Origin of the sequence: Propionicicella superfundia DSM 22317, assembly GCF_000423465.1 — a bacterium.
Taxonomy (GTDB): domain Bacteria; phylum Actinomycetota; class Actinomycetes; order Propionibacteriales; family Propionibacteriaceae; genus Propionicicella; species Propionicicella superfundia.
This window is the reverse complement of the sequence record NZ_KE384020.1, coordinates 427,671-451,498: the sequence shown is the minus strand read 5'-3', so window position 1 is coordinate 451,498 and position 23,828 is coordinate 427,671. Positions and strand designations below refer to the sequence as shown.

Annotated in this window: 22 protein-coding genes; 9 read left to right on the top strand and 13 right to left on the bottom strand. The window is 70.2% G+C overall.

Features of this window, described 5'->3' with window-relative positions; genetic code table 11:
• Positions 1–8: 8 nt before the first annotated feature.
• The 3 genes from mptB to G555_RS18540 all read right to left on the bottom strand — a co-directional run bounded on the left by mptB (position 9) and on the right by G555_RS18540 (position 4,870).
• Entirely contained in the window at positions 9–1,499 is a 1,491-nt protein-coding gene (gene mptB / locus G555_RS0107185) for a polyprenol phosphomannose-dependent alpha 1,6 mannosyltransferase MptB (protein WP_156887464.1), read from the bottom strand.
• Positions 1,500–1,641: 142 nt separating this feature from the next.
• Positions 1,642–2,823 (bottom strand): class I SAM-dependent RNA methyltransferase, encoded by a 1,182-nt coding sequence (locus G555_RS0107180; protein ID WP_051208538.1) that lies wholly within the window; start codon positions 2,821–2,823, stop codon positions 1,642–1,644.
• Positions 2,801–4,870 carry an APC family permease gene (locus tag G555_RS18540; RefSeq protein ID WP_051208537.1) on the bottom strand — a complete coding sequence of 690 codons (2,070 nt, stop codon included), beginning with the start codon at positions 4,868–4,870 and terminating at the stop codon, positions 2,801–2,803. Before G555_RS18540 ends, G555_RS0107180 begins: the two co-directional genes overlap by 23 nt.
• A gap of 126 nt (positions 4,871–4,996) precedes the next feature.
• Between G555_RS18540 and G555_RS0107170 the strand changes: the two genes are divergently transcribed.
• Together G555_RS0107170 and G555_RS18535 are read left to right on the top strand one after the other, a co-directional pair.
• Positions 4,997–5,662, top strand: a complete 666-nt coding sequence (locus G555_RS0107170) for a potassium channel family protein (protein WP_084634872.1) — start codon at positions 4,997–4,999, stop codon at positions 5,660–5,662.
• 10 nt (positions 5,663–5,672) lie between these two features.
• Positions 5,673–6,377, top strand: a complete 705-nt coding sequence (locus G555_RS18535) for a potassium channel family protein (protein WP_051208536.1) — start codon at positions 5,673–5,675, stop codon at positions 6,375–6,377.
• Between the two features lie 9 nt (positions 6,378–6,386).
• Here G555_RS18535 and G555_RS0107160 read toward each other — a convergent pair whose 3' ends face one another.
• The 3 genes from G555_RS0107160 to G555_RS0107150 all read right to left on the bottom strand — a co-directional run bounded on the left by G555_RS0107160 (position 6,387) and on the right by G555_RS0107150 (position 8,119).
• Positions 6,387–6,752, bottom strand: coding sequence for an OB-fold nucleic acid binding domain-containing protein (locus G555_RS0107160; protein ID WP_028708355.1), 366 nt, complete (start codon positions 6,750–6,752; stop codon positions 6,387–6,389).
• An 8-nt stretch (positions 6,753–6,760) separates the two neighbouring features.
• Positions 6,761–7,594 carry a DUF3710 domain-containing protein gene (locus tag G555_RS18530; protein ID WP_051208535.1) on the bottom strand — a complete coding sequence of 278 codons (834 nt, stop codon included), beginning with the start codon at positions 7,592–7,594 and terminating at the stop codon, positions 6,761–6,763.
• A gap of 69 nt (positions 7,595–7,663) precedes the next feature.
• A complete protein-coding gene (locus G555_RS0107150; protein ID WP_028708354.1) occupies positions 7,664–8,119 on the bottom strand; it encodes a DUF3093 domain-containing protein in 456 nt (151 codons plus the stop codon).
• A 71-nt stretch (positions 8,120–8,190) separates the two neighbouring features.
• Here G555_RS0107150 and G555_RS0107145 point away from each other — a divergent pair, with 71 nt between their 5' ends.
• Complete coding sequence (locus G555_RS0107145; protein ID WP_028708353.1) at positions 8,191–8,454, top strand: DUF4235 domain-containing protein; 264 nt, start codon at positions 8,191–8,193, stop codon at positions 8,452–8,454.
• Positions 8,455–8,551: 97 nt separating this feature from the next.
• On the opposite strand, the gene G555_RS0107140 is transcribed toward G555_RS0107145, so the two are convergent.
• Positions 8,552–8,845 carry a DUF4193 domain-containing protein gene (locus G555_RS0107140; RefSeq protein WP_028708352.1) on the bottom strand — a complete coding sequence of 98 codons (294 nt, stop codon included), beginning with the start codon at positions 8,843–8,845 and terminating at the stop codon, positions 8,552–8,554.
• A 316-nt stretch (positions 8,846–9,161) separates the two neighbouring features.
• Between G555_RS0107140 and sepH the strand changes: the two genes are divergently transcribed.
• The 3 genes from sepH (at position 9,162) to G555_RS0107125 (ending at position 12,663) form a co-directional block, all read left to right on the top strand.
• Positions 9,162–10,346, top strand: a complete 1,185-nt coding sequence (gene sepH, locus G555_RS21165; RefSeq protein ID WP_051208534.1) for a septation protein SepH — start codon at positions 9,162–9,164, stop codon at positions 10,344–10,346.
• A gap of 235 nt (positions 10,347–10,581) precedes the next feature.
• Positions 10,582–11,955, top strand: a complete 1,374-nt coding sequence (locus G555_RS18520; RefSeq protein ID WP_211223192.1) for a sensor histidine kinase — start codon at positions 10,582–10,584, stop codon at positions 11,953–11,955.
• 30 nt (positions 11,956–11,985) lie between these two features.
• Complete coding sequence (locus G555_RS0107125) at positions 11,986–12,663, top strand: response regulator (RefSeq protein ID WP_425413830.1); 678 nt, start codon at positions 11,986–11,988, stop codon at positions 12,661–12,663.
• A gap of 27 nt (positions 12,664–12,690) precedes the next feature.
• On the opposite strand, the gene G555_RS18515 is transcribed toward G555_RS0107125, so the two are convergent.
• The 3 genes from G555_RS18515 to G555_RS0107110 are packed head-to-tail and all read right to left on the bottom strand — an operon-like array spanning position 12,691 to position 15,193.
• Entirely contained in the window at positions 12,691–13,440 is a 750-nt protein-coding gene (locus G555_RS18515) for a thymidine kinase (RefSeq protein WP_084635109.1), read from the bottom strand.
• A gap of 47 nt (positions 13,441–13,487) precedes the next feature.
• On the bottom strand, positions 13,488–14,615 hold the full coding sequence (locus G555_RS0107115; RefSeq protein WP_028708350.1) for an alkaline phosphatase family protein: 1,128 nt from the start codon (positions 14,613–14,615) through the stop codon (positions 13,488–13,490).
• A complete protein-coding gene (locus G555_RS0107110; RefSeq protein WP_028708349.1) occupies positions 14,612–15,193 on the bottom strand; it encodes a DUF5998 family protein in 582 nt (193 codons plus the stop codon). Before G555_RS0107110 ends, G555_RS0107115 begins: the two co-directional genes overlap by 4 nt.
• A gap of 82 nt (positions 15,194–15,275) precedes the next feature.
• Between G555_RS0107110 and G555_RS0107105 the strand changes: the two genes are divergently transcribed.
• Positions 15,276–16,319 (top strand): App1 family protein phosphatidate phosphatase, encoded by a 1,044-nt coding sequence (locus G555_RS0107105; RefSeq protein WP_028708348.1) that lies wholly within the window; start codon positions 15,276–15,278, stop codon positions 16,317–16,319.
• 34 nt (positions 16,320–16,353) lie between these two features.
• Entirely contained in the window at positions 16,354–18,783 is a 2,430-nt protein-coding gene (locus G555_RS0107100; RefSeq protein ID WP_028708347.1) for a DNA gyrase/topoisomerase IV subunit A, read from the top strand.
• A 36-nt stretch (positions 18,784–18,819) separates the two neighbouring features.
• Here G555_RS0107100 and G555_RS18510 read toward each other — a convergent pair whose 3' ends face one another.
• Together G555_RS18510 and G555_RS0107090 are read right to left on the bottom strand one after the other, a co-directional pair.
• Positions 18,820–19,371: a hypothetical protein gene (locus tag G555_RS18510; RefSeq protein ID WP_156887463.1), complete on the bottom strand. Its 552-nt coding sequence runs from the start codon at positions 19,369–19,371 to the stop codon at positions 18,820–18,822.
• A 73-nt stretch (positions 19,372–19,444) separates the two neighbouring features.
• The gene (locus G555_RS0107090; RefSeq protein ID WP_084634868.1) at positions 19,445–21,490 is read right to left on the bottom strand and encodes a DNA gyrase/topoisomerase IV subunit B; all 2,046 of its coding nucleotides are present in this window, start codon (positions 21,488–21,490) and stop codon (positions 19,445–19,447) included.
• 188 nt (positions 21,491–21,678) lie between these two features.
• Between G555_RS0107090 and G555_RS0107085 the strand changes: the two genes are divergently transcribed.
• Complete coding sequence (locus G555_RS0107085; protein WP_028708345.1) at positions 21,679–21,876, top strand: DUF7455 domain-containing protein; 198 nt, start codon at positions 21,679–21,681, stop codon at positions 21,874–21,876.
• 86 nt (positions 21,877–21,962) lie between these two features.
• On the opposite strand, the gene G555_RS0107080 is transcribed toward G555_RS0107085, so the two are convergent.
• Positions 21,963–23,504, bottom strand: coding sequence for a xylulokinase (locus tag G555_RS0107080; RefSeq protein WP_028708344.1), 1,542 nt, complete (start codon positions 23,502–23,504; stop codon positions 21,963–21,965).
• Positions 23,505–23,828 lie beyond the last annotated feature (324 nt).

Below are 23,828 nucleotides of genomic sequence, written 5' to 3'. Positions count from 1 at the left end.
CGGAGCGGTCACGAGTGCTCATCCCATCCGGCGGGGTGCGCGTACCGCGGTGCCCGCCGTGCCAGCTCGGGCAGGTCAGGGGCATAGCGGAAGACCAGCAGCGCCAGCAGGACCGCGGCGAGCAGGGCGTGGGAAGGCGTCAGGACGTCACCGCCCGCGGCCGACCAGACGGTGAGGACCACCGTCGCGCAGACGGCCGTGCGGGGCGCCCGGGGGCTGTCGCCGTCGAGCGCGAGGAACACGACCAGAGGCACCGCGTACCAGGGCCACAGACTCGCGGACATCAGGAGGTAGACCAGAGCGCTCACCCACGCGAGCCGCGCCCACGACCATGTCGGGACGGTGATCACCGCCGCGACAGCCATGGCGACGAGCCCGGCGACGGTGAGGGAGCCGGCCACCACGGCGAACGAGACGACGGGCGTGTCCGCTCCCGCAGTGCGCGCCACGGCGTTGATCACCGGGCGCAGCAGGTGGGCCGCCGAGGGCGACCAGTTCCGCGAGGGCGTTCCCGTGTTCGCGATCCAGCCGGTCCCCAGCCCGCTCGCCCAGGAGATCAGCAGGAACACCGCGCTGCCGACGAGGCCGACCAGGAGAAGTCGGGACGCCGCGGACACCCACACCCGCGATCGGCCCCGCGCCCGCACGGCGGGCGGCACCGTGAACAGCGCCAAGGCCGGTGCGAACACGATCGCCGGCTGCTTGAGAGCCGCGGCCACCGCGAGGAAGGCCGCCCCGAGAACGACCCCGAACCGGCCGCGGGCGACGGTGAACGCGACCAGCACGACGGCGACCATCAGCAGTTCCGTATGCGCGTTGAACACGCCCTCCAGCAGCAGGAAGGGGTTCGCGACCACCGCCCAGCACGCCACGTCCCCGCGGACGCCCGCGAGCGGTGCCAGCCTCCGGATGCTCCAGCCGCACGCGAGCAGGGCCGCGAGTGCGACGAGCCGCAGGACGAGCAGCGATGCCAGCGGATGCGCGTCCGCGGCCAGCACGACCGCCTGACTCAGCCGGAGCGCCACGGGCGGGTAGGCGGTCGCCGTATGCGCCCAGGAGGGGTCGACGAAGGGCGCGAACGGGCCACCGGCGTCCGTCAGCCCCACGACATACGGATCGATGCCACGGGAGAGCTGCCATCCTTGATCGAAGTAGGCCCAGGGGTCGTCGGTGAAGCTCGGCAGGGCGACCAGCAGCGGCGCGCTCCACACCACGACGACCGTCTCGGGGGACACGGCTCCCGCCTCGCGCCGGGGCCGGAGTCGCAGCCACGCCGCGATCAGGGCCGCGGTCGCCGCCAGCAGGACCACCTGCTCTGCCTGCCCCGCGATGGCATCGCGCACGGCCGCCAGCGCAGCGGGGAGATCGAACAGCGGACTCTGCCGCACCGTGACCGAGGTCACGGCCACCACGACACAGGCCCCGAAGCCCACCCAGACCTCGCGGTGGCGAAGGGTTCGCCCCAGCACCGCGGTTGCGATCGGTCGACTGCCTGGCATCTCCGGACTCTCTTCAGCCGAGCAGCCGCATGTCGTCGCCCAGGGCCGGAGGGCGCGAATCTGGGCCGCGTCACAGCGTTCAGTCGGATCCTAGACCTGCACACCGGGCCTGTCCGGAAAGCCGATCGATCGGCGCATGCGGTCAGCGGCGTGACAGGATCGCGACCGTTTCGACGTGCTGTGTCATGGGGAACAGGTCGAAGGCGCGGATCGACGTCACGGCGTACTCGGGCGGCAGATCCGCCAGGTCGCGGGCCAGCGCAGCCGGGTCGCATGCGACATAGGCGACGGCGCGCGGAGCGCGTGCCAGGATCGCCGCCATCACGGCACGGCCTGCGCCGACGCGCGGCGGGTCGAGCACGACGAGGTCGGTGGCGTGGGCCTCGACGAGCGCCCGCGCGACGTCGCCGACGGCGAAGGACGCCTCCGGGACATTCCGCCGCGCCAGCGCCACGGCGGCGCTGTTGCCTTCGACTCCGGCCACCGCAACGCCCCGCTCGGCCAGGACGCCGACGAACAGCCCGGCGCCGCAATACAGATCCAGGGCGGTCTCACCCGGTGCAGGCGCCAGTCCGGTGACGACGGCCTCCGCGAGCGCCGCGGCGGCACCCGGATGGACCTGCCAGAAGCTCTCGCCCGTGAGCCGGAAGGGCCGCTCCCCCACCCGCAGCGTCGTCGCCGCACCCCGTGCGAGCGGGCGACCGTCGGGCCCGGCCATCACGACGAGCTCCCGCTCCCGCGTCTGGCCGCGACCGCCTCGCCCGCGGGATTCGCGCACCCGCTCGAGCCGTCCGTCCGCCAACGCGGGCCGTCGCAACGCCGGCACGGCGAGCAGGCAGCCCTCCGCGGGGAGCGCGACGAAGCGATGCGATCTGTGTGCCCGCATTCCCAGTCGGCCGGCGCTCACGAGGTAGCGTGCACGGGTCCGCCACCCCAGTCCCCCGTCGTCGCCCGGAACGGCCTCCACCTCGCCGTCCCACTCCAGCCGGGCGAGTCGCCGCAACTGGTCCCGCAGGACGTCCGCCTTCAGTTCCCGCTGCCGCGCGACGGCGATGTGCTGGAAGTCGCAGCCGCCGCATCCCCCGGGCCCGAAGGCCGTGCACGGCGGCTCGACGCGGTCGTCGGCCGCATGCTGGATCTCGATGGCGTCGCCGCGGAGCACGGACGCGTTGACCTGGGTGAGGCGCACGGTGACCCGCTCACCGGGCAATGCGTGACGGACGAACAGCACCCGACCGTCGTGATGGGCGACGAAGTGGCCGCCGTGGGCGACAGGGCCGACGTCCAGCGGCCCCACCACGTCACCGACGGCCGGCATCGGCATGCTTCGACTCGGGCGGTTCGCCTTCGATCGACGGGGCACGGACGAGCCCCGATCCGGATCGCCGCCACGCCGCCACCTGGGCGTCGCCGCGTTTGGCGCGGTCGAGCGCGGCCTGGGACGACGCCAGCCGGTAGGGGACGCTCGTCACCATCACGCCCGGCATGAAGAACAACCGGGCCCGCAGGATCAGGGCACTCTGGTTGTGCAGCAACTGCTCCCACCAGTGGCCGACGACGAGTTCGGGGATGAACACGCACACAACGTCCCGCGGATTGGCCGATCGCAGCGAGTTCACATACTCCAGCACGGGACGGGTGACCTCGCGATAGGGCGACGCCAGCACGGTGAGCGGCACGTCGAGGTCCTCCCGCTCCCACGCCTCCAACACCGCTCTCGTCTCCTGCTCCTCGGCGGCGACGGTGATGCACGCCAGCGAACTGGGCCGGATCGCCTTCGCGAAGTTGAGGGCGCGCATGCTGGGCTTGGACACGTCGAACACGAGGACGACCGCACGCACCCGGCTGGGCAGTGTCCGCACGTCGTCGGGCGACGGGGCCGTCTCGGCGATCACCTTCGCGTAGTGCCGGTGGATCGACTTCATGACGGCGAAGACGGCCACCATCGCGATGACGGCGATGTACGCGCCGTACACGAACTTGGAGACGAGCACGATCACCAGGACGGTCCCGGTGCAGGACAGGCCCACCGCGTTGATGATCCGGCTGCGCTGCATGCGGGCGCGCGCCCTGGCGTCGGTCTCGACCCGCAGATGTCGCGTCCAGTGACGGACCATGCCGAGCTGGCTGACCGTGAACGACACGAAGACGCCGACGACGTACAACTGGATGAGAGCGGTCACCGACGCGTTGAACACGAGGACGAGAATGATCGCCGGGGTCGCCAGCGCGATGATGCCGTTGCTGTAGGCGAGCCGGTCCCCGCGCGTGTACAGCGCCCGCGGCAGGTACTCCGATCGCGCCAGGATGCTGGCCAGCACGGGGAAGCCGTTGAACGCGGTGTTGGCCGCGAGGAACAGGATCACGAACGTCGCCGTGATCACGAAGTAGAAGCCCGGCGGGAAGTCGCGGAAGATCATGTCGGCGAGTTGGCCGATGGCCGTCAGATCCGCGTCGACCCGCTGCCCGTCCACCTCGAAGTGGCTGCCGCCGTGCGGGTCGATGAGCTTGAGCCCCGTGAGGTTCGCCAGCGCGATGATGCCGAGCATCATCGAGATCGCGATCGTTCCGAGGAGGGCGAGCGTCGCGGCCGCGTTCTTGGACTTCGGCCGCCGGAACGCCGGAACGCCGTTGGCGATGGCCTCGACACCGGTCAGCGCGGCGCAGCCGGACGAGAACGCCCGCGCCAGCAGCGCGACCATCGCAAAGGCGTTCATCTGCAGGTAGAACGGGTCGCCCACGACCTCGTACCCGGCGGTGGACGCCCGCAACGGGATGTCCAGCACGAGGATCTGGAACAGGCCCCATCCGATCATGCCGAGGACGCCGACCATGAAGCAGTACGTCGGGATGGCGAAGAGGGTTCCCGACTCGCGGGCACCGCGCAGGTTGAGCGCGGTGAGAAGAACGATGCATCCGGCGGCGACCCATCCCTCGTGCCCCGCGATCTGCGGGATCAGGGCCTCCACGTTCTGCACGCCCGAGGACACCGACACGGCGACGGTCAGGACGTAGTCGACGAGGAGGGCGGACGCGACGGTCAGACCCGCATTCGGCCCCAGGTTCACTGTGGCCACCTCGAAATCGCCGCCGCCCGAGGGGTAGGCGTGGACGACCTGCCGGTAGCTGAGCACGACGATGAACATCACGAAGCCGACGGCCAGGCCGATCTCCCACGAGAAGGCGAAACCGGCCATGCCCGCCAACGACAGCGTGAGCAGGATCTCATCGGGTGCATAGGCGACGGAACTCAACGCGTCGGACGCGAAAACGGGTAGCGCGATGCGCTTGGGCAGCAGCGTGTCCCCCAGTTGGCTGCTCGCCAGCTTCCGGCCCACCAGGACCCGCTTCACGGCATCGCCGATACTCACGGAGGAACAATAGTCTTCCGGCGCCTGCAGTGCGGACGGTGGACAGTGCCCGATCCGTTCGTGCCGTGGCGATGACGGTGCCCATCCCGATTTGGTACTTTGCATTCGTCACGGGCCGGAAGGGGCATGGTGCACATCGTCATAATGGGCTGCGGGCGTGTGGGCGCGACGTTGGCACGCGGCTTGGAGAAGCGTGGCCACACGATCGCGATCATCGACATCGACTCCGACTCCTTCCGCAGGCTGGGTGCCGACTTCAAGGGGCTCACGGTCAAGGGCGTCGGCTTCGACCGGGGAGTGCTGATTCGGGCCGGCATCAAGTCGGCAGACGGCTTTGCGGCCGTGTCGAGCGGTGACAACTCCAACATCCTTGCCGCCCGTGTCGTCCGCGAGACCTTCGGCGTCGAGAACGTCGTCGCCCGCATCTACGATTCCGGCCGCGCCGAGGTGTACGAGCGGCTCGGCATTCCGTCGGTCGCGACGGTGCGCTGGGCCGCCGACCAGGTGATGCGCCGGCTGCTGCCCGGCGGTGCCGTGCCGCAGTGGCGTGACCCCAGCGGTTCGGTCCGGCTCGTGCAGGTGTATGTGAATCCGGGCTGGGTGGGCCGGACGATCGAGCATCTCTCCGCCGTCGCGCACACGCCCATCCCGTTCCTGACCCGTTTCGGGATCGGGATGATCCCCGAGGCCAAGACGGTGTTCCAGGACGGAGACCTCGTGTTCGCCGCCGTCGAGAACGATCGGCAGAGCGATGTCGAGGCGGTCCTCGGTCAGCCTCCCATGAAGCACTGAACGGAGAGCCATGCGTGTCACGATTGCAGGAGCCGGCAACGTGGGCCGGTCGATCGCCCGCGAACTCATCGCCAACGGGCACGAGATCCTGCTCATCGACCGTTCCCCCGGCGCGATCAAGCCCGACAGCGTCCCCGAGGCCGAGTGGCTGCTGGCCGATGCGTGCGAGATGAGCTCACTGGAGGAGGCCGACCTCGAGACGGTGGACGTCGCCATCGCCGCCACGGGCGACGACAAGGTGAACCTGGTGCACTCCCTGCTGGCCAAGACGGAGTTCGGTGTGCCCCGAACAGTCGCCCGCGTGAATCACCCGTCGAACGAGTGGATGTTCGACGAGCTGTGGGGTGTGGACGTGGCCGTGTCGACACCGCGCCTCATGTGCGCCCTGGTCGAGGAGGCCGTGACGGTCGGCGACCTCGTGCGCCTGTTCTCGTTCCGGGGCGGGAAGTCCAACCTGGTCGAGATGACGCTGCCGGCCGGTTCGCCGATGGAAGGACGGCGCATCGGCGAACTCAGCCTGCCGGGCGAAGCCGTGCTCGTCGCCATCATCCGCGACGGGGCGGCCAGGCCTCCGGATCGTGACGCCGCGCTCGAGTACAGCGACGAACTGCTGTTCATCGTCGACCCCTCCAACGAGGTCGAGCTGGCGAACTACCTCGCGCCCAACACGGTCCGTGTCCCCGCCCGCGAGCCGGACGAGGAGACCTCGCTGTAGATCGGCCCGTCAGGGGGCGACGAGCTCGTATTTGGGGTTGTACACGCGGCGCTCGCCGTCGACACACGAGATGCGTCCCTCGACCACGATCTCGGTGCCCGCGGCCACGCCGGGGATCGCGTGACGGCCCATCCACACCAGTGTCACCGTGCCGGAGCCGTCCTCCATCACGACCTGCAGCCACGGGGCACCCTTGCGCGGGGCGAGGGTGACCGACGTGATGGTCCCGCGCAGCCGGACGAGCTGGCGGTCGGCACAGGATCCGATGCTGTTGGCTCCCGACTTCTGCGCCGTCGTCTGAAGCTCCCTGTTGTACACGTCGTCCTGCGACGCCGTGAGGCGCCGCCAGGCACGCGCCAGTGAACCCTTCGACATCGGACCTCCTACTGAGCGGCCAGGTTCTTCGGGATCGTGAGGGGGATGAGGTCTCCGGGGGCGCGCGGTTCGGTTCCGCGCTTCACGACGAGATTGCGGAAGAAGTCCTCCATGAGCTCTCGCCCGGACGTCCCGTCGTCCAGCGCCGCCCCCATGAGAACGGCGCGCAGCATCCACCGCGGTCCCTCGACGAGCCAGATGCGGGAGCGGTGTACTCCGCGCTGGCCTTCGGGCGTCGTGACCTCGACCTCCCGGAACAGTTGCGGACCGAACGGCCCCTCCTCCACGGAGGCGGTGCCACCCGACGCCTCGGTGAGCGCGACGAGTTCGTCCAGCACCTCCTTCGCGAGACCGCCGCGAACCGGCGACGCGAACAGCGCGACCTCGATCGCAGCCCCTTCGTGCACCACGAGTGCGGACTGGATCGTCTGGCTCTTCTCCTCGACCTGGAGTTGCAGCTCCATGCCTTCGATCGGCGTCACCACGAGCGCTCCGAAGTCGATACGGGCCACGTCGTCGGCATCGAGGTCGACTTCCTCCAGGTCGAAGGGTCCGTCCTCGCGCAGGACGTCGGAAACCGCACCCTCGTCGGAGTCCTGGTCCGCGGAGTCCTCGTCGTCGGAGTCCTCGTCCTCCTCGTCGTCCTCGTCGTCCTCGGAGTCTTCGTCGTCGGAGTCCTCGTCGTCGGAGTCCTCGTCGTCGACGGTGCCCTCCTCGTCGAGACCGTCCTCACCGAGGTCGTCGTGCTCGACGTCGTCGGACTCGTCGACCGGCGAATCGGGCGATGCGTCGGCGGACTCCTCGCTCTCGCGGGCGGCGCGGCGCTTGCGGCCAAAGATCACGGTCTCTCCTCGCAGGTCTGTGGTGCGATAACGACGTTACCCCCGGAACCGTACCGATTCACGCCGGGATCAGCCGCCGGCGGCGGGCAGGTGGGCGGTGATGGCCGCGGCCAGGCGCTCGGGATGCCTGCTGCCCACGAGCCAGTACGGATGCGGGTCGGCGGGATCGTCGAGCGCGATCTCCACGCCGTGGCGCAGATACGGTCGAACCCACAGGTTGGCCCGGGCATCGGCCCCGGGCCCGAGACGGTGGCGCAGTCCCTCTGCGTCGAGCGCGACCGCGCCGGCGACGTACTCCCACTCGAGCAGGCTCCGCCCCACCCGGATGCCGGCGTCGTCCACGCGCACGACGACCCCTCCGTACACCACGAGAGTCCCGACGATGAGCGCCGTTCCGAGCACGGCGACGAGCGCGAACCACAGCGGCGGGAAGTACCCCCCGATCGCGATGATGAAGGTGAGCCCGAAAGCGACGGCGATCAGCCAGTACCCCACGGGGACCCTCAGGCGCTCGACGTAGCTCACCGCACCACCGTACCGACTGCCCGCCTCTTCCCGGTGCCGACATAGGATGTCGGCGACGAAGGGTTGGCCACATGAGCATGACGAAGACGGTCCTGGTGAAGGTGTACACCGGCGTGATCAGCGCCGCTGTGACCCTGGTAGCCCAGCGGGCTCTCACGGTGGCATGGAAAGCCGCCACGGGCGATGACGCGACGCCCGATCCCCACGACCCCGACACGCCGCTGCGGCAGGCCCTGCTGTGGGCACTCGCCAGCGGCATCGGTCTCGGCGCCGCTCAACTCCTGACGGCCCGGTTCACGCAGCGCCGCCTGCGCGCGCTCTCCGACCCGGTCTGAGGTCACCGGCGGCCGTCCGGACCCCACTGGGCCGCTCCGGGGCGCGATGCACCGCGGCGCAGCGCAACGCCCGCCGGCCGTGAGCGCGGCACGGGCGTCAGGCGCAGTCCACGCAGAACATCGAGCCGTTGCGCGTCGCAGCCAGTTGGCTCCGGTGCTTCAGCAGGAAGCAGCCCGCGCAGGTGAACTCGTCGGCCTGCCGCGGCAGGACGCGCACCGTGAGCTCCTCGTGCGACAGATCGGCGCCCGGCAGCTCGAAGCTCTCGGCCGCCTCGACCTCGTCCTCGTCGACCTTGCCCGAGTTCTTGTCGTTGCGCCGGGACTTGAGCTCCTCGATGCTGTCTTCGCTCTCCTCGTCGGTCTTGCGGGGAGCGTCGTAGTCGGTCGCCATGCCTGAAACCAATCCTCCAATGTCGAAGTCCCCATGTTGCGGGGACCGCACCGTAACACCTACCGGCCAGGGATCATTCCCCGCCTCAGTCCGAGGGAATGCATACCATATCGGCGACCCTCCGGCCGCGGGTTGCGGGAAAACGCATACCCGCTTCACGGGCAGACCTGCGGCAGGCCCAGTCTGCACCTCAGATCAAGCCCCCGCCGGGTAGCCTGTTCGAAGCCGAGCTCTCGCCCGGATAGGTTACCTGCAGTAACGCCGTCTCGCGCCTGCATCCGCACGACCGCCCCGCCGAGGGTGACTGGAGAACGATATGGAAAGCGCACTTCGCCCGCGTGAGATCCAGGCACGCGTGCGGGCGGGTGAATCCCTGGAGGAGGTCGCGGAGGTCGCCGGCGTGCCGATCGAGCGCATCGCCCCGTTCGCGGGCCCGGTTCTGGCCGAGCGCGCCTACATCGCGGGCCTCGCGCAGGAGGCACACGTGCGCCGCCAAGGCGAAGCCACCAGTACGCGGACGCTCATCGACGCCGTCACCGAGCAGTTGTCCGCGCGCGGCATCGAGCGCGGCGACGTGATCTGGGACTCGTGGAAGCTCGACGGGCGCCGGTGGCACATCCAGGCCGACTACCGGGCCGGGTCCACCGAGCATCACGCGACCTTCGCCTTCGATCTCGACGGTCGGTTCAGTGTCGCGACGAACAAGGACGCCCGCTGGCTCATCGCCGACGACATGTCGGCACGAAGCCGGCCCGGCGAGAAGCCACGCGGAGACGACCCCGACTCCGAGCCGACGCTCGACCTCGACGACGAACTCGCCCTCGTGCGGGCGGTCAACGTCGAGCGCGACCCGTACGACGATCCGAGCGAGACCGGCGACGCCTACACCCCCGGTGACCTCGCCGAGGTCGACGGCGTCTACGACATCGTGCCGCCGAAGACCGACATGGACGTCCTGTACGACATGCTCGCGACCTTCAACGAGGACTCGGTCCAGATCTACCGCGGCCTCACGCAGCCTGTCGTCGTCGACGACGACGTCGCCGATGCCGACCACACCGAGGCGACGGAGCCCGACGCCGCGCCCGGGACGGAGCCGGACGCCGCTGAGCTCCCCCGCACGCCGGAGGCTGATGCCGAGCCCTCCCGCGCCGAGCCCTCCGTCGAGGTCGAGACAGGTGCGACACCGGCCGAGGACAGCCCCCGTGCCGAGGCGGGCGCCACGGGCGCGCCCGTGGCGCAGGAGGCGGGAGACGTCGTTCTCGCGTCCGGAGAGTCGCCTGTGGCCGATGCCCCGCCGGACGAGCCGGCACCCGCGCGGCGGCGCCGTCGACCGCGTCCGGTCCCGGCAGAGCCCGAACAGCCGACCCTCGACGACACGACGTCGGCCGCGCGTCCGCAGCCGAAGACGTCGGCACGCCGGTCGCGCCGACGTGCATCCGTGCCGAGCTGGGACGAGATCATGTTCGGCTCACCGACCCAGCCCGACGACCAGCGCTGAGCCGTGGCACGGGTCGGCCCCGCGATCTGTGGGCCCATGAGCGACCGCCATCTCGCCCGCGGAACCCGACGCGTCGCAGAAGCCTGAACCACCGCCGAATCCCGGAGGTGGGGACAGCCCCCGGGTCGATCCGGGGGCGGGCCCGGTGGTTTCGGCGACGCCCCCTTTCGTAGCGTGGTGACGTGGTCGGGATGCCGTCCGGTCGCGAACCCGTCCCACAGTCGAGGAGGATGCCGTGGCGGATCTGAGTGAGGGTGCGACGCCGGAACCGAGGAAGCGGAGCCTGCTCGGGGGACGCCGGGTCCTCGGGACGACCGGATACCTGCTCGCGCTGTTCCCGTTCGCCATGGTCGCGCTCACGATTCTCGTGACTCTGCTCGCCACCGGCGCCGGCACGCTGGTGCTCGTCGTCGGACTCCCCCTGGTCAGCATCGCGCTGCTCACCGCACAGGGCTTCGGAACCGCCGAGCGCCACATGCTGCGCTGGACCGGCCTGCCGGACATCCCCGCCCCCGAATGGCCGTCCACGGCGTCCGGCACGCACTGGGTGACGCGCCTGCTCGCTCCGCTGCGCTCCGGCCGTCGCTGGGTCTACCTGATCCACCAGATGCTCGTCGGCCCGATCCTGAGCATCGTCAGCTTCTCTCTCACGGTCATCTGGTGGTCCGTCACCCTCGGCGGACTCACCTTCTGGGTCTGGCAGGGATTCCTGCCCGACAAGGATCCGGACGCCGACTGGCCGCGGTGGATCGCCGAACACTGGCCGTTGCTCGCCGGGTGGAGCTCACGCGGGGTCGAGACCGTGCTGTACCTGGTGGGAGGGGCGTTCTTCGCGATCACCCTGCCCGTGGTCGTCGGCGGACTCGGGCGGGCGCACCACGCCGTCGCCGGAGCCATGCTGGGACGCTGGCCGAGCGACGAACTCGCGGCTCTCGCGCGCGACGAGGCCGCCGCGCGGGCCGCCGCCGTGCATGCCGAGGACGCCGCGATGCGCCGTCTCGAACGCGATCTGCACGACGGCCCGCAGCAGCGACTCGTCCGTCTCCAGCTCGATCTGGCCGCCGCCGAGCGCAGAGCCGACGCCGGCGACACCGCGGCAGCGGCAGCGCTCGCGCGGGAGGCACGGGTCCAGGCCGGCGCCGCCGTCGAGGAACTGCGTGCCCTCTCCCGGGGGGTCGCGCCGCCCCTGCTGGCCGACCGCGGCCTGACCGCAGCGCTCGCGGCACTGGCCGACGACAGCCCGCTGCCCGTCGCCGTCCGGCTCGATCCGGCCATCGACGAGGTCGTCGCACCCGATGTCGCGCGAGCGGTCTACTTCATCGTGGCCGAGGTGCTCACCAATACGGCGAAGCATGCCGGAGCGTCCCGGGCGGAGGTGACGGCCGAGGTCACCGGTGGTGCCGCGCCGCGGCTTCGGATCGGCATCGCCGACGACGGCCGGGGCGGAGCGGCATTCCTTCCCGGGCACGGCCTGTCCGGGCTGCAGGAGCGCCTGCGCGGCCTGCGCGGGTCGTTGACCGTCGAGAGCCCGCCCGGTGGCCCCACCCGGATCGACGCGGTCGTTCCCGCCTCCGCCGACGCGTCGCCGGGAACCCCCTTCTCCGGATGAGCGGCGCGCCCGTCTCATTAGGCTGACCGGGTGAACAGCATCGACCCGGCCACCCACGACGCGCCGCTGCGCGTGCTTCTCGTCGAGGACTCCGTGCTGCTGCGGGAAGGGCTGGTGCGGCTGTTCGACGAGGCCGGGTATCTCACCGTGGGCGCGTTCGAGGACGCCCGCGGGCTCGTCGACCGCGTCCGAGCGGCGAAGCCCGACATCGTGATCCTCGACGTCCGGCTCCCGCCCACGTTTCGCGACGAGGGCATCCGGGGCGCGCTGGAGCTGCGGCGCCAGACGCCCGGGGTGGCGGTGCTCGTCCTGAGTCAGTACGTCGAGACCGTCTATGCCCGCGAACTGCTCGCCGACGCCCGCGGGGGCGTCGGCTACCTGTTGAAGGACAGGGTGTCGTCGCTCGCCGAGTTCACCGAGTCGGTGCGGCGCGTCACAGCCGGCGGCACCGTCCTCGACCCGCTGGTGGCCGGCCGACTCCTCGCCGCCGCGCGACACCCGCTGGCCACCCTCACGCCGCGCGAGCGCGAGGTGCTCGACCTCATAGCCGAAGGTCGCAGCAACGCGAGCATCGCGGAGCGGCTGACCGTCGGGACCGGTGCCGTCGAGAAGCATGTCAGCTCGATCTTCGTCAAGCTGGGACTGACCGAGTCGCCGTCCGACCATCGCCGCGTGCTCGCCGTGCTCGCCCTGCTGCAGGACGTCTGAGACCGGACGCGAAGCTCCGGCCGCGCGTCAGACGACACCCGGGTCGTCGTCGTCGCGGTCCTCGGAGAGGCCGAGATCACCGTCGTCGGCATCCATGGGCGTGCCGCCGTCGCCTCCGTAGGCCATGGCGTCCTCCTCGACCTCCAGTGGGAGCGGATCGGGTGTCGGGCCCGCCTGCGCTCGCGCCGCGGTCACGCGCGAGCGGTGGTGGCGCCGGCACAGCACCTCGTAACGCACCGGCCCCTCGCCGGAGGTGTCCCCCACCTCGACCTGCTCGCCGTCCGTCACCATCTCACCGCCGATCGTCCGGGCGTTGTGCGTCGCCGGGCGGCCGCACCAGCACAGCGGCTTCACCTGAAGGAGTTCCATCCGGTCGCACAGCTCGACCAGCCGCGCCGATCCCGGGAACAACCGCGTCCGGAAGTCGGTGAGGATGCCGAAGCAGAACACGTCGAGGCGCAGTTCGTCCACGATCCGGGCGAGCTGGTCGATCTGATCGGCCGTGAAGAACTGCGCCTCGTCGCACACGAGGTAGTCGACGCGGTGCCCGGTGACGAGCTGGTCGAGGACGTAGGCCCAGAAGTCGAACGCGACCGACACCTCGATCGCCGGCCGCGACAGTCCGATGCGCGAGGCGATCCGCGCCTCGCCGCTACGGTCCCGACACGTGAACACCCGCCCCGCCCTGCCGGCCTGGGTCTGCGTGTAGTCGACCTGCAGGGCCAGGGTCGACTTGCCGCATTCCATGGGTCCGGTGAAGAAGATGAGCTCGGGCACGGCCCGATTCAACCCCACACGGCCCTCCTGCGCCACCGGCAGCCCCGTCAGACCGCGATCAGCGGAACGGTCATCTCGGCTTCGGTGAGGGAGCCGTGCATCCCGACCAGCCCGTACTCATGGCTGAGCGTCCGGGTCATGACAGCGCCGTCGCCGGCCATCGCCACGAGGACGTCGCCGATGCGCGGGGCGTTGCGCTCCCCCACCTCGCCGAACCAGCCCTCCTGCCGCGCCTCGTCCCGCGTGCGGACCCACGCCTCGACGCCGAGCCTCTCGGCCCACCGATCCCGGACGGCGGCCGCGGCGCCGTCTCGAACATAGAGCTGTCGCAGCCGCCCCTCGCCGCCGAACAGGGCGACATCGCGCATCAGGTCCGGCTCGTCCTCGACGGTCAGGAACCGCCCACGCGGAACATCGACCATGCCGTGATCCCCCGTGACCAGGAGCACGACGTCGTCGGGCAGCGCGTCCCGCAGCCGCTCGGCGAAGCCGTCGATGCGGAGAAGCTGCTCGCGCCACTCCGCCGAGGCGCAGCCGAGCCCGTGCCCGGTGTGGTCGAGATGGCGTTCGTAGCAGTACACGAGCGTGCGGGCCCCGGCCGTCGCAGCCTGCACGGCGAGGGCGATCCGAAGGTCCTCGTCGGATTCGTCGGGAACGCCGAGGAACGATCCGCCGCGCAGCGCCACGTTGGTGAGTCCGCTGCGGTCGAACCGGGACGGCGACACATTCGCGACCGTCACGCCGGCCGAGGCGAGCCGCTCGAGCTCGGTGGCCTGCGGCTGCAGGTCGAACGGGTTCACGTCGACGTCCCACATGAGGGCGTTGAGGATCCGGCCCCCGGGTTCGCGGAACGAGTACCCGACCATGCCGTGCTGACCCGGCACGAGACCGGTGCCGAGGCTGGTGACCGAGGTGACGGTCGTGCTCGGGACGCCGCTGGTGAGCCGCCGCGTCCGGTGAGCCGCCAGGAAAGGGGCGGAGGTCTCGTTGGCGCTCAGCAGGACGTCCCCGAGACCGTCGACGAGGAGCACGACGTAACGCTGGGCGGCCGGCACCCCGAGCCGATCCCCGCTCCGTCCGATCAGGTGGTGGCGAACGCTGGGCAGCAGGTCGGACAGCGTCCCCGAACCATAGGCGGGGAGGACGGGCGCACCACCGCCGGTGAGGACCGTCATCGCCGCCCGGCGCGATGCTGGAGCAGCGTCGCGAACCGGACCATCCGGCCCAGGTTCTCCGTTCCGTCGGCTGCGGCGGACATCCGGATCACCAGATCCTCGCCGGCCGCGGTCCCCGTGTACCCGTGATCGGCCTCGCAGTCGGGGTTGTCGCAACCGGCCGGCTTCAGGTCGATCTGGCGCAGCGTCCCCCAGTTCACGGTCAGCCACACCTCCCCCAGCGACGACCGGCCGAGGGCGTGGTTCTCGGGATCCTGGACGACGGTCGCGATGCTCACCGTTCCGAGTTGCGTCAGGGGAACGACCTCGCTCGTGGTGGCCGCCTCGATCCGCCCGGATGTGTTCTGCTCGGCCTCATCGGTGTGGGTCACGAGGAAGCGCGTCTCGGTCAGGACCAGCACGGTGAGATGCCGGTGCACCTGATCGCGGTCGAACGTCGCCTCGTGATGGACGAGATGGGCGACGATGGCCTCGTCGCCGAGGGCCGCCGCCACGATATCGGCGACGAGGTCAGGGAAGTAGCCGCACGCGTCGATGTCCTCGCGCAGCGCACTTCCGGAGGAGGCCGCAGGAATCACCCGGCCAGTCTGTCACCTCCGGGGACGTCCAACGAATTCCCCCGGCACGCACCCCGGGCCCGGCCCTTGTAAGTTGTCCACCATGAGTGCCAAACCGTTCCTGGCTGCGCGCATCGAGGATGCGATCGACGCGCAGGTCGAACGGTTCTTGCGCAATGTCCTGCGGTGGCGCGAGAAGGTCATCCCCTACACCGGCTACGGCAGCGAGGGCGGCGCCCGCATTCTCGCGCGCATCGTCCTCGCCCCGCGCTGGTCGCGGACGGCGATCGGCAAGGACATCGGCCGCATGCTCAAGCGCCGCGGCTGGCGGAACTTCTTCACCACGCCCGTCTCCCGCACCGCGGTGACGATCCGCCTCGGCGAGCGCGTCGTCGAGACGACGACCGCACGAGGCGGATATGTCGACGTGCGCGTGAGCGACCATGGTCTGCCGCCGGGCTGGCACTCCGCCCTCGTGTGGACCGCCGGGTCGAAACGGACCGAGCTGCCCGTCCAGATCATCGGCAACGACATCACCGTCGGCATCGTCAGCGACATCGACGACACCGTCATCTCCACCTCGCTGCCCCGGCCGTTCATCGCGGCCTGGAACTCGTTCATCATCACCGAGGCCGCGCGCGAGGCCGTCCCGGGTATGGCACAGCTCTACGAGCATCTGCAGCAGCGGTTTCCGGGCGCACCCGTCTTCTACGTCTCGACCGGCGCATGGAACACCCATCCGTTCCTCCGCCGCTTCCTGCGGCGGCACGGGTACCCCGACGGGGCGATGCTCCTCACCGACTGGGGGCCGACGAACACCGGCTGGTTCCGCTCCGGGCTGGAGCACAAGCAGGAGTCCCTCGATCTGCTCGCCGCCGAGTTCCCGCAGATCCGCTGGATCCTCGTCGGGGACGACGGTCAGCATGATCCCGCCATCTACGCCGCGTTCGCGGAACGCTGCCAGTGCGCCGTGCTCGCGGTCGCGATCCGGCAGCTCACGCCGGGCCAGCAGTTCCTGACCCATGGGTCGTTCAGCTCCATCGACGAGGGAGATGCCGACGCCGCGCCCGAGCTACCGATGATCGCGGCTCCGACCGGGTACGGTCTCATCCGTGGATTGGACCGCTACTTTCCGCGGCCCGACTGAGCGGCCCCTCGGGGCCACGTGAGGAAGTAACTGCATGGCCCACAAGACGATGGACGACGACCTGGAGCACATCGTCGACGTTGACGTCACCCACGAGATGGAAGCGAGCTTCCTGGAGTACGCCTACTCGGTCATCTACTCCCGGGCCCTGCCCGACGCCCGCGACGGGCTGAAACCCGTGCAGCGCCGGATTCTCTACGGGATGGACGAGATGGGCGTCCGCTCCGACCGGCCCCACGTGAAGTGCGCCCGGGTCGTCGGACAGGTGATGGGGCTCTATCACCCGCACGGCGACAGCGCGATCTACGACGCCCTCGTGCGGATGGCGCAGCCGTGGGCCCAGCGGCTGCCCCTGGTCGACGGTCACGGCAACTTCGGCTCCCCCGACGCCGGTCCGGCCGCCATGCGCTACACCGAATGCCGGATGACGGCGGCCGCCGGTGCGATGACGGCGGGCCTGGCCGAGGACACGGTCGACTTCCGGCTCAACTACGACGGCAAGTTCAGCGAGCCGACGGTCCTGCCCGCCGCGTTCCCGAACCTCCTCGTCAACGGCAGCACCGGGATCGCCGTCGGCATGGCGACGAACATCCCTCCGCACAACCTCGTCGAGGTCGTGTCCGCGCTCAAGCACCTCCTGAAACACCCCGGCGCCGACCTGGAGACCCTGATGCGGTACGTCCCGGGCCCCGACCTGCCCACCGGCGGCCGGATCATCGGACTGGACGGCATCCGCGACGCGTACGCGACCGGGCGGGGAACGTTCCGCATGCGGGCCACGGCCCGCGTCGAGCAGGTGTCCCCGCGACGACGCGGCATCGTCGTCACCGAACTGCCGTACGGCGTCGGTCCCGAGAAGATCATCGACCAGGTCAAGAAGCTCGTCCAGGCGAAGCGGCTCAGCGGCATCGCCGACATCAAGGACCTCACCGACCTCACCCGGGGGACCCGTCTCGTCATCGAGGTCAAGAACGGGATCAACCCCGACGTCCTGCTCGAGGACCTGTACCGCCTCACGAAGCTGGAGGACGGCTTCGCGATGAACATGGTGGCGCTCGTCGACGGCCAGCCACGGACCCTGTCCCTGCCCGAACTGCTCCGGGTGTACCTCGGCCACCGCATCGAGGTCATCCGCCGCCGCACGTCCTTCCGCCTCGGCAAGGCGACCGACCGGCTCCACCTGGTCGAGGGACTGCTGCTCGCGATCGTCGACATCGACGACGTCATCGCCATCATCCGCTCCAGCGACGACACGGCGAGCGCGCGGGCCCGGCTCATGGAGGCCTTCGAGCTCACACAGGTCCAAGCCGACTACATCCTCGACATGCAGTTGCGCCGCCTCACCAAGTACTCCCGGATCGAGCTGGAGGCCGAGCGCGACACGCTCCGCGAGACCATCGCCGACCTGCAGGAGATCCTTTCCGACGAGTCACGACTGCACCGCACCGTGGCCGCCGAGCTCGACGACGTGACGAAGCAGTTCGGCACCCCTCGCCGCACCGTCCTGCTCGCCTCCGCCGGAGCACAGGTGACGGCATCGGCCCCCCTCGAGGTGGCCGACGACCCGTGCTGGGTGCTGCTCTCGGCGACCGGGCTGCTGGCCCGCACCGACGCGGCCGCCGAGTTGCCACGCGGCGGCCCGCGTGCCCAGCACGATCTGCTCGTCAGCGCCGTACGGACGACCGCGCGCGGCGAGTTCGGCATCGTCACGAACCGCGGCCGGGTGATCAAGGCGCAGGTGATCGACCTGCCCACGGTGCCGCTCACCGCCACGGCGCCTCACCTGCAGGGCGGCTCGCTCGTCGACGACCTCGTGGGTCTCGACCCGGGTGAACGCCCGCTGACCCTGTCCGCGCTGCCCGCCGACGGCGCGGGTCTCGCCCTGGGCACCCGCAACGGCGTCGTCAAGCGCGTCCACCCCGAGGTGCTCGGCAAGGATTCCTGGGACGTGATCCGGCTCGACGCGGACGACGAGGTCGTCGGCGCGGTCGAGCTCGCCTCCGACGCCGTCGACCTCGTCTTCATCACGTCCGATGCGCACCTGCTTCGTTTCCCCGCGACGGCGGTGCGGCCCCAGGGGCGTCCGGCCGGCGGCATGGCGGGCGTCCGGCTCGCGACGGGCGCGAACGTCGTGTGGTTCGGTTCCGTCGGGTCCGGGCAGGCTGTCGTCGCGACCGTGGCCGGGTCGTCGAATGCGCTTCCCGGCACCGCGACCGGATCGGTGAAGGTGACGCCGCTCACGGAGTACCCCGCGAAGGGACGTGCCACCGGCGGCGTCCGCTGCCACCGATTCCTCAAGGGCGAGGACGTCCTGCTGACCGCCTGGGCCGGAGCGGCCCCGGCCGTCGCGGCGGCGTCCAGCGGGGCACCCCTCGATCTTCCGCCGGCCACGGGCCGGCGGGACGGATCCGGGCAGCCGGCCGACCAGCCGATCTCTGCGTTGGGCTCGCGCGTCGTGCAGTGAGCCGGGTGGCGGTCGGCGGCCCGGCTCAGAGCCGGGTCAGGAGAGGATCGCGCTGAGGATGATCCCGACGAACATGAGGAGCAGGATGGCTCCGGCGATGCCCAGGGACACCCAGGTCAGCCATTGGCCGGACGACCGTTGCGGGGTGAGGCCGATCGCGCCGGAGAAGAACACACCGGCCGGGCCCGCGTAGTAGACCTGTGTGGCCGACCCCTGCGGCACGTCGACGTCGAAGAAGACCTGGCCCATCGGGAAGATGTAGTTCACCTTGGCCTCGAGCCGGTACCGGCCCGGCGCGACCGGGTAGACGTTGTCGCCCCACTGCGCGACGACCGGGGTGCCGTTGATGGAGACGCCCGGGCTGGTCATGAACCCCGACCACAGCGCCGGCTTGAGATTCAGCCGAAGCGCAGCGCCGACAGGAGCCTGCGCCGCACCCCACTGCCCGGTGGCGGCGGCCTGTCCCCAGGAACCGGGTGCCTGCGCCGGCACGGGCCGGCTTCCGGCGTCGGCACCCTGCTGCGTCGTGCCCCACTGCCCCCCGGGAGGGGGGACGGAGCCCTGCTGATTCCACCCCGATGCGCTCATGAGTGGGGACGATACGGCATGGAGAGCCCAACGAGGCAAGGGATGGCGCCACGGTGAGACGGCGTGCTCCGGCTCAGGCGTCGATGCGCTCCGCGTCGAGCTGATACGCGCCGTCGATGATGAACTCCTTCCGCGGCGCGACGTCGTTGCCCATCAGGCGCTCGAACACCTCCTCGGCGTCGGCGAGCTCGTCGACCGTGATGCGTCGCAGCGTGCGCCGCCTCGGGTCCATCGTCGTCTCGGCGAGCTGGCTCGCGTCCATCTCGCCCAGCCCCTTGTAGCGCTGCGGCTCCTTGTACGCCTGGCCCTTCTTCGCGAGTTCGGCGACCTTCCGGTGATACTCCGCGTCGGAGTACGTGTAGAGGTACTTGTCCATGCCCTTCTTCGGATTGACGAGCTCGAACCGATGCAGTGGCGGGACAGCCGTGAACACCCGTCCGGCCTCGACCATGGGCCGCATGTACTTGAAGAACAGCGTGGCCAGCAGGCACCGGATGTGCGCCCCGTCGGAGTCCGCGTCGGCCATGAAGATGATCTTCCCGTAGCGCGCCGCGTCGAGATCGAAGGTCCGCCCCGAGCCGGCGCCGACGACCTGGATGATCGCGGCGCATTCGAGGTTCTTGAGCATGTCGGTGACCGACGCCTTCTGCACGTTGAGGATCTTGCCGCGGATGGGCAGCAACGCCTGGAACTCGGAGTCGCGGGCCAGCTTCGCCGTTCCCATGGCCGAGTCGCCCTCGACGATGAACAACTCGGTGCGCTCGATGTCGGTGCTGCGGCAGTCCGACAGCTTGGCCGGCAGCGAGGAGGATTCCAGCGCGTTCTTGCGTCGCTGCGCCTCCTTGTGCACCCGGGCCGCGATACGCGTCCGTGCCGCTCCGACGACTTTCTCCATCACCGCACGCGCCTTGGGTCGCTGTGACGGCTTCGAGGTGGTCAGGAAGTCGGTGAGCTGGTTCTCCACGATCTTCGCGACGAGCCGCGTCACCGGGGGTGTTCCCAGCACCTCCTTGGTCTGCCCCTCGAACTGCGGCTCGGCGAGCCGGACGGTGACGACGGCGGTCAGGCCCTCCGCGACGTCGTCGCGGGTCACCTCCTCCCCCGTCTTGAGCAGCCGGGTGCCGTCCAGGGAGCGCGAGAAGGCTCGCAGCATGCCCCGTTCGAAGCCCGCCAGGTGCGTGCCGCCCTTCGGCGTCGCGATGATGTTCACGAACGACTGCACCCTGGTCTCGTAGTCGTTGGTCCACGTCACAGCGATATCGACGTCCAGCCTCCGCTGGACGTCGGTCGGCGTCATGGCTCCCGAGTCGTCCAGCATGGGAACGGTCTCGGTGAACTCGTCGCTGCCCTGCAACCGGAGGACATCGGTGATCTCGTCGCCCCGGGACAGGTAGTCGCAGAACTCCGAGATGCCGCCGGCATGCAGGAAGGAGTGCTGTTCACCGTCAGGGGTGCGTGCGTCGTCGACGACGATCTCCAGACCGGGAACGAGAAAACTCGTCTGGCGGGCGCGAGCGCTCAGGGACGTGAGCGAGAACCGCGAGTCCTTGAAGAAGATCTGCCGGTCCGGCCAGTAGCGGACCCGGGTGCCGGTCACCGTCTTGCCGACCTTGCCGACCTTGCGCAGGCCGCCCTTCGGTGTGAAGGACGCATCGGGACCGGGCCCGTCGAACACGCCTGGCACACCGCGGCGGAAGCTCATCGCCCACGTCGTGCCGTTCCGGTCCACCTCCACGTCGAGCCGGGTGGACAAGGCGTTGACGACGGAGGCGCCCACGCCGTGCAGCCCGCCGGCCGCGTTGTAGGTACCGGTCCCGAACTTCCCGCCGGCATGGAGTTTCGTGAACACGACCTCGACGCCGGTGAGGCCGGTGCGCGGCTCGGTGTCGACCGGGATGCCGCGGGCATGGTCGGCGACCGACGCGCTGCCGTCGTCATGGAGCGTGACCTCGATCCGGCGTCCGAAACCGGCGAGCGCTTCGTCCACGGCGTTGTCGATGATCTCCCACAGGCAGTGCATCAGCCCGCGTGTGTCCGTCGACCCGATGTACATCGCGGGCCGCTTCCGCACGGCCTCCAGTCCCTCGAGCACGAGCAGGTGCCGAGCCTGGTAGTCCATGCCTTCGGGAGCCGCGGGAGAGTTCACTCCCGCAGGTTACCGGGCGATGCCCAATGTGACGGGGACGTTAAAGTGTGTCGACCGTCGATGGACCGCTTCGGCGCCGCGTTACGCTGCAAGTGGAACAAACCCCGAAGCATCGGCGTTGTACCAGCCGGATGAACCGGGACGAGGGGAAGGAAGACGTGATGAGCGCGACATACATCGAAGGATCCGCACTCACCGCATCCGATCGCTGTGATCGGTGTGGCGCGCAGGCATATCTGCGGGTGACCCTGACGAGCGGTGGCGAGCTTCTCTTCTGCGCCCACCACGGCCGTGCCCACCAGAACAAGCTGCGCCAGGTGGCGCTCAGCATCCATGACGAGACCGACAGGATCAGTTGACTCCACAGAGCTTCTGCAACGACGCGGCCCCGGGGTGACCCGGGGCCGCGCGCGTCTCCGGGCGGGACCGGCCGCGTCGTGACCGATCAGGACCCGTTCGTCTCGGAGAAGGCTGCCAGTCGGGGGAACAGGTCTCGCAGCCGCGCGTACAGCTCGCCCTGGATCTCGCCGATCTCGGCATACCGCTCGTGTGCGGCCATGTCGGGCTCGGAGACGTCTCCGAAGCGCGCCATCGCCCGGGCGCTCGTCGCGATGTCCGGGATCGTCCCGTGGGCTCCGGTCACGGACATGGCCATGACCGCAGCGCCGAGGGCCGAGATCTCCTCCTCCTCGCACCCTGTCAGCGGTGCACCGATCGCATCGGTCATCATCTGGCGCCACAGCGGGGACCGCTGGCCCCCGCCCATCACCCGAACGGTCGTGATGGGTGTTCCGGTGTCGGCCTCCATACCGCGGACGTTACGTGCCGTCTCCAGGCAGAGGCCCTCCAGGATCGACCGGTACACGTGCCCGCGCCCGTGCCCGCCGCCGAATCCCACGATCCCGCCGCGGGCGACCGGGTCCCAGAAGGGACTCTGGACGGCATTCCAGTACGGCAGCGTGACCAGACCACCCGCGCCGATCCCCGCCTCCTCGGCCGCCTTCTCGAGAGCGGGATCGGGACGTCCGCCGAGCGCCGGGTCGCCGAGGTTCTCGCGGAACCACCCGGCGAGGTAGGCGCCGGAGTTCTGGACGACCTCCAAGACATAGTGGCCGGGCAGGCCCGCCGCATCCGTGCGATACACCATGCCGTGCCGGTAGGTCGGGGAGTGCACACCGGCCACGATCGCCGTCCCCATGTTGAGATAGGCCTCGTCCGGCCCGACCGCTGCCGCACCGAGGCCGGCGGCCTGCCCGTCGCCGCAGCCGGCGACCAGCGGAATGGTGCCTGGCAGCCCCCACCCGGCCGCGATCTCCGGGCGGATGTCGGCGATGATCTCCCCCGGGCCGACGAGTCCGGCCATCTGGTCGATGGTCACGCCGGCGATGTCCAGCAGTGTGTCGGAGAACTCCATCCTGGCCATGTCGAACAGACCGAGGCTGTCGGCGGTCGCCGTCGAGTCCAGCCAGCGGCCGGTGAGGCAGAACACCACGTAGCCGTGCACGCCGACGACCTTGTCCGCCGCCGTGAGATTCTCGGGCTCGTGCTCCTTCAGCCACGCCATCTTGTAGAGGGACGGTGTGACGTCGGGCAGCATCCCCGACAGCCGGTGGACGTCCTCCGAACCGTATCGCTGCACCTGCTCCACCGCTCTGCCATCGAGCCACAGCGGCCCCCGCCGGATCGGCGTCCCGTCGGCCGAGAACAGCCCGAAGGACTGCCGCTGCGGCGTCACGCACATCGCGGAGACGCGTTCCTTCTCCTGCGGCGTGAGCTCCGCGACCGCGGAGCCCACCGCCTCGTTGGTGGTTCGCCACCAGTCGCGAGGGTCGTGCTCGTAGAAGTTCATGGCCGGGGTGTACAGGGGGATCTCGCTCGTGCCCAGCGCGAGCACGGCGCCGCTGGGATCGACGACGATCGCCTTGGTCGCTGTGGTGGAGGTGTCGACGGCAATGACCAGTGGACCGTCGCTGCGGACAGCGTTCATTGTTCTCCTTCGAACAAGTGTCGGGGCTACACGGCCGTGGCGCAGCGTCTCTGCCGCGCCCGCACCGCTTAACTGCACTCTAGGACCGGCCCGCGGCAAATCCCAGGGACGCCATCGCCCGGTCACCCGTGGCCGCGCCGACGCCGGCGACACGCATGCCCCGTCGCCGGGCCGATCACCGAACCGGACATGTGGCCCGGAGGGCAGTGATCGAGCGTCGAGGGCCGACCAGCCACGGACGGGACACCGGATCAGGCGGCCCGGGGAACGCCACCGAGAGCATGGAAAACCCGGACCTCCGCCCAGCCGCACCCGTGGTCTCGC

What these genes read in the sequence shown, in the direction of transcription:
- G555_RS18510 (WP_156887463.1), bottom strand. Translation starts at nt 19,371, where the DNA reads ATGAGCGCATCGGGGTGGAATCAGCAGGGCTCCGTCCCCCCTCCCGGG.
- G555_RS0107145 (WP_028708353.1), top strand. Translation starts at nt 8,191, where the DNA reads ATGAGCATGACGAAGACGGTCCTGGTGAAGGTGTACACCGGCGTGATC.
- G555_RS0107140 (WP_028708352.1), bottom strand. Translation starts at nt 8,845, where the DNA reads ATGGCGACCGACTACGACGCTCCCCGCAAGACCGACGAGGAGAGCGAA.
- G555_RS0107105 (WP_028708348.1), top strand. Translation starts at nt 15,276, where the DNA reads ATGAGTGCCAAACCGTTCCTGGCTGCGCGCATCGAGGATGCGATCGAC.
- G555_RS0107085 (WP_028708345.1), top strand. Translation starts at nt 21,679, where the DNA reads ATGAGCGCGACATACATCGAAGGATCCGCACTCACCGCATCCGATCGC.
- G555_RS18535 (WP_051208536.1), top strand. Translation starts at nt 5,673, where the DNA reads ATGCGTGTCACGATTGCAGGAGCCGGCAACGTGGGCCGGTCGATCGCC.
- mptB (WP_156887464.1), bottom strand. Translation starts at nt 1,499, where the DNA reads ATGCCAGGCAGTCGACCGATCGCAACCGCGGTGCTGGGGCGAACCCTT.
- sepH (WP_051208534.1), top strand. Translation starts at nt 9,162, where the DNA reads ATGGAAAGCGCACTTCGCCCGCGTGAGATCCAGGCACGCGTGCGGGCG.
- G555_RS0107090 (WP_084634868.1), bottom strand. Translation starts at nt 21,490, where the DNA reads ATGGACTACCAGGCTCGGCACCTGCTCGTGCTCGAGGGACTGGAGGCC.
- G555_RS0107115 (WP_028708350.1), bottom strand. Translation starts at nt 14,615, where the DNA reads ATGACGGTCCTCACCGGCGGTGGTGCGCCCGTCCTCCCCGCCTATGGT.
- G555_RS0107160 (WP_028708355.1), bottom strand. Translation starts at nt 6,752, where the DNA reads ATGTCGAAGGGTTCACTGGCGCGTGCCTGGCGGCGCCTCACGGCGTCG.
- G555_RS0107180 (WP_051208538.1), bottom strand. Translation starts at nt 2,823, where the DNA reads ATGCCGATGCCGGCCGTCGGTGACGTGGTGGGGCCGCTGGACGTCGGC.
- G555_RS0107080 (WP_028708344.1), bottom strand. Translation starts at nt 23,504, where the DNA reads ATGAACGCTGTCCGCAGCGACGGTCCACTGGTCATTGCCGTCGACACC.
- G555_RS0107100 (WP_028708347.1), top strand. Translation starts at nt 16,354, where the DNA reads ATGGCCCACAAGACGATGGACGACGACCTGGAGCACATCGTCGACGTT.
- G555_RS0107170 (WP_084634872.1), top strand. Translation starts at nt 4,997, where the DNA reads ATGGTGCACATCGTCATAATGGGCTGCGGGCGTGTGGGCGCGACGTTG.